The organism is Curtobacterium sp. B8 (assembly GCF_000333315.1).
In the GTDB taxonomy this organism is placed as follows: domain Bacteria; phylum Actinomycetota; class Actinomycetes; order Actinomycetales; family Microbacteriaceae; genus Curtobacterium; species Curtobacterium luteum.
Map to the genome: position 1 here is coordinate 1 of NZ_BACW01000279.1, position 4500 is coordinate 4500.

Sequence of the window (4500 nt, forward strand, 5' to 3'; positions counted from 1 at the left end):
CGACGCGCTCGCCGAAGCCGACGCGGTCGTCGTCGCCGACTACGGCCGCGGGGTCGCGGCCGCCCCGGCACTGCGCGCCGCGCTCGAGGCGGTCGCCGCGCACACCCCGGTCGTCTGGGACCCGCACCCCAAGGGCGCCCAGCCGGTGCCGGGCACGACCGTCGCGACGCCGAACACCGCCGAGGCCCGGACCTTCAGCGGTCTCGGCGGCGAGGGCGTCCCGTTCGCCACCGACGCCGCCGGAGCCCTGCGCGAGGCGTGGGGCACGGACGCCGTGGCGGTCACGATGGGCGACCGCGGCGCGCTCGTCACCTCGGCGTCCGGCAGCCGCTTCGTCCCCGCCCCCTCGACGACCGCGGGTGACCCGTGCGGTGCCGGCGACCGGCTCGCCGCCGGGGTCGCGGTCGCCCTCGCCGAGGGTGCCGGACTCGCCGACGCGGTCGCCGCCGGGGTCGCCGACGCCTCCGCGTACCTCGCGGCCGGCGGGGTCGGCGCGCTGTTCGCCGACCGCGGCGCCGAGCCCGTGGCGGTCCCCGGCACCGACCGAGACGCGCTCCGGCTCGTCCACCGGGTCCGGGCCGACGGCGGCACCGTCGTGGCCACCGGTGGCTGCTTCGACCTCCTGCACGCGGGGCACGCCCGCACGCTGTCCGCGGCCCGCGCGCTCGGGGACTGCCTCGTGGTGTGCCTCAACTCCGACGCGTCCGTCCGGGCGCTCAAGGGTCCCGAACGGCCGATCATGAGCCAGGACGACCGCGTCGAGCTCCTGCTCGCGCTCGACTGTGTCGACGCCGTCGTCGTGTTCGACGAGCACACGCCCGACGATGCGCTCCGTCGCTTCCGGCCCGACGTCTGGGCGAAGGGCGGCGACTACGACGCCGCCGACCTGCCCGAGGCCGCCACGCTCGCCGAGTGGGGCGGGCGCGTCGTCACCGTGCCCTTCCACCCGGGCCGCTCCACCACCCGTCTCGCCGCCGCGCTCGCGCACGTCGGCTGAGCGGCGCACGGGTCCGTCCCGACGGGTCCGTCCGCGCCCACCCTCCACGAAAGGAACCCCATGCCCGTCCCCACCACACCGATCGGCCGTGTCCTCGTCACCGGCGGCGCCTCGGGCCTCGGAGCCGCGGTCGTCGCCGCGGTCGCCGAGGCCGGCGGCACGCCCGTCGTGCTCGACCTCGCCGTCGACGCCGTGCCGGAGGGCGTCGACGCCGTCACGGTCGACGTCACCGACACCGCCGCGACCGAGCAGGCGGTCCGGGACGCCGCGGAGCGCCACGGCGGCCTCGACGCGGTCGTCACGGCCGCCGGCATCGACAAGCCCGCGCCGATCGGTGGCATCTCCTCCGGGCGACTGGGAGCGCATCGTCGCGGTGAACCTGCTCGGCACGGCCGCGGTCGTGCGGGCGGCGCTCCCGGCGCTCGAAGCGACGCACGGCCCGGTCGTGACGATCTCGTCCTCGCTCGCCCTGCGCGGCGTCGGCGACGGCACCGCCTACTCGGCGTCGAAGTTCGGCGTCCGTGGTTTCTCGCAGGCCCTGGCGGCGGAGACCGGCGGTCGCATCGGCGTGACGAACGTGATCCCGGCGGGCATGCGGACGAACTTCTTCGCCGACCGGACGGAGCAGTACAAGCCCGGTCCCGACGCACAGCTCATCGAGCCGGAGTACGTCGCGAACGCGATCCTCTTCGCGCTCGCGCAGCCCGCGGGCTGCGAGATCCGCGAGCTGTCGATCATGCCGGCCACGGAACCGAGCTGGCCGTAGGCGGTCCCGACGACGGACGGGCGCGCCCCGCTCANTGGCAACGCGGAGCGTTGTGCGGGGCGCGCCGACCGAGCCTGCGAGGGAGGACGGTGCCGGACGGCACCGCGCCTCCCGTCCGTCCGGGGTCGCGTCAGCGACGCGTGGTCGTGACGCGTGGGTGCGCAGGTGCGGTGCGTAGGTGCGGTGCGTACGTGCGGTGCGCAGGTGCGGTGCGTAGGTGCGGTGCGTACGTGCGGTGCGAGGTTGCACACACGGTGCGACGCCCGAACCCTCGCACCGTGTGTGGAACCTCGCACGCCGGGCGGGTGGCGCCAGGACGAGTCCTCGCACGGTGCGGGGTCGCGTCAGCGCCGAGTCCGGGGTCGCGTCAGCGACGCGTCGGGGGTCGCCTCAGCGAAGCGTCGCCGTGGCCAGCAGGTCGGCCACGTCCGCCAGGACCGCCTCGGGGGTGAACTCGTCGACGAAGGACGGGTCGTGTTCACAGCGCTCGGCCGTCCACCCGACTGGGGTGACGTCGATGCCGCACACCGGGCAGCGCGTGACGAACGACATGTGGACCCGGTGCCGTCCCCCGGTCGACCGGTCCTGCGTTGACCACGTTGCCGAACCAGAACACGCCCACGGTGGGTGTGCCGACCGCGACCGCGAGGTGCCGGGGGCCTGAGTCGTCGCCGACCATCACGTCGGCCGCGGCCAGCACCACCGGCAGGTCGGCGAGGGGCAGCGTCCCGACGAGGTCGTGGAGCCGGTCGGTGTCGCCGACCGCTGCACGGATGGCGTCCGCCGCCGCACGGTCCGACGCGTCGCCGACGAGCACGACGTCGTCGCCCGCTGCGAGCCGAGCGCGGACGACCGCGGCGAACCGGTCCGGGCTCCAGCGTCGGCGCGGGTCGGTCGCTCCCGGGTGCATCGCGACCAGACGGTCGGTGACACCGAGGCGTGCCCGCGCATCTGCCCGCTCCTGCTCGGCCACGGTGACACGCGGGTCGAGCGTCACGGGCGCGGCGCCGGCGAGCGACACGACCTCGAGCGCGCGGAGGACCTCGTGCTGGTAGTACACGTACCGGACCCAGCGTTCGAGGACCTCGGCGTCCTCGGTCGCCGTGCCGACCGTGTGTGGTGCGCCCAGGCCGAGCAGGAACGGGTTCGAGTTCCGGCCGCCGCCGTGCAGCTGCACCGCGAGGTCGAACCGCCCTCGGGTCCGCTCGTCGAAGTCCGCACGGCTCGGTGCACCGTCGCCGCCGTCGCGGACGCCCGGCACGACCGGCAGTTCCTCGAACGCGTGCACGGCGCCCGTCCGACCGGACAGGACGGCCGGGGCGACGGGCGTCCCGAGCAGCGTGATCCGTGCGTCGGGGTAGGCGGCGGCGAGGGCGTCGAGCGCCGGGACCGCGAAGAGCAGGTCGCCGAGGCCGCCGCCCCGCAGGACCGCGATCTCGCGGACGTCGTCGAACCGGGGACCACCGTTGCCGATCAGCTGCACCCTTCCGTGTCTACGCACCGGACCCGACCGTCCGCGAGGGGATGGACGAGAAGCGCGGTCCCGTGACCGCGTCCAGCGCAGGGGGAGGAACGTGCGAGTTCCGCACGGAAGGACCCGCATGACCCTCGCCCCGACCGACCCCACTGCGCACCTCGTCGTGACCGACCCCGTCGACGGCATGGTGGCCTCGACGACGCCGCGCTCGTCCGACGAGGACGTGCGGCAGGCAGTCGCCCGTGCCCGTGCCGCCGCGCCGGGCTGGCGACGGACCGCTCCGGCCGAGCGTGGTGCCCTGCTCCGCGCCGCCGCCGAGCACCTCCGGGAGCACGCGGACGAACTCGCCACGCTGAACACCCGTGAGACGGGCAAGGTGCCCGGTGACGCGCTCGGCGGTGTCGAGGCGGGCGTCGGGACGCTGCTGCAGTACGCCGAGCTCGGGCCGGTGCACCGCGGCGAAGCCCTCCGCGGCCAGCACGGTGCCGCGGACTGGACGGTGCCGCACGCCCGCGGGGTCGTGCTCGCACTGACGCCGTGGAACGACCCGGTCGCGGTGGCGTGCGGGATCCTCGGGGCCGCGATCGTCACCGGCAACACCGTCGTGCACAAGGGGTCCGAGCGCTGCCCCGCGACCATCGCCCGACTCAACGAGCTCCTCGCCGAGGTGCTGCCGGAGGGCGTCCTCGTCGGCGTCGACGGCGACGCGGCCACCGGCGAGGCCCTGCTGGCGCAGGACGGCATCGACGTCTACGCGCACGTCGGCTCGACTGCCACCGGCGACCGGCTGAGCGAGGTCGCCGCCCGGACCCGCGCGCACGTGGTGCGGGAGAACGGCGGCAACGACGCCGTCGTGGTGGACGCCGACGTCGACCCGGTCTGGGCCGCGTCCCAGGTCGCCCTCGGTGCCTTCGCGAACACCGGCCAGATCTGCACGAGCGTCGAACGCGTCTACGTGCACCGTGCGGTCGCCGACGCCTTCGTCGCCGCACTCGTGGTCGAGGCCGACGCCCGGACCGCCGCTCCCGCGGCCCAGTACGGCCCGCTGGTCGACGAGCGGATGCGGGACGCCGTGCACCACCAGGTCCGCGACGCCGTCGAACGCGGAGCCGTCCTCCGCACCGGGGGCGTCGTGCCGGACGGCCCCGGCTCGGCGTACCCCGCGACCGTCCTCACCGGCGTGGCCGACGACATGCTCGTGATGACCGAGGAGACGTTCGGTCCGGTCGCACCGGTCCGGGTCGTGGACTCGTTCGACGA

3 protein-coding genes and 1 pseudogene are annotated in these 4500 nt (G+C 75.6%); 3 read left to right on the forward strand and 1 reads right to left on the reverse strand.

Features of this window, described 5'->3' with window-relative positions:
- Both I59_RS06795 and I59_RS19385 read left to right on the forward strand, forming a co-directional pair.
- The coding region (locus I59_RS06795; protein ID WP_022903224.1) for a PfkB family carbohydrate kinase at nucleotides 1-997 on the forward strand (997 nt) is incomplete at its 5' end.
- Between the two features lie 60 nt (nucleotides 998-1057).
- Nucleotides 1058-1763, forward strand: a pseudogene (locus tag I59_RS19385) (SDR family oxidoreductase).
- A gap of 478 nt (nucleotides 1764-2241) precedes the next feature.
- Here I59_RS19385 and I59_RS19390 read toward each other — a convergent pair.
- The gene (locus I59_RS19390) at nucleotides 2242-3246 is read right to left on the reverse strand and encodes a glycosyltransferase family 9 protein (protein WP_261976534.1); all 1005 of its coding nucleotides are present in this window, start codon (nucleotides 3244-3246) and stop codon (nucleotides 2242-2244) included.
- Nucleotides 3247-3364: 118 nt separating this feature from the next.
- Between I59_RS19390 and I59_RS06810 the strand changes: the two genes are divergently transcribed.
- On the forward strand, nucleotides 3365-4500 hold a 1136-nt coding region (locus I59_RS06810; protein WP_022903225.1), incomplete at its 3' end, for an aldehyde dehydrogenase.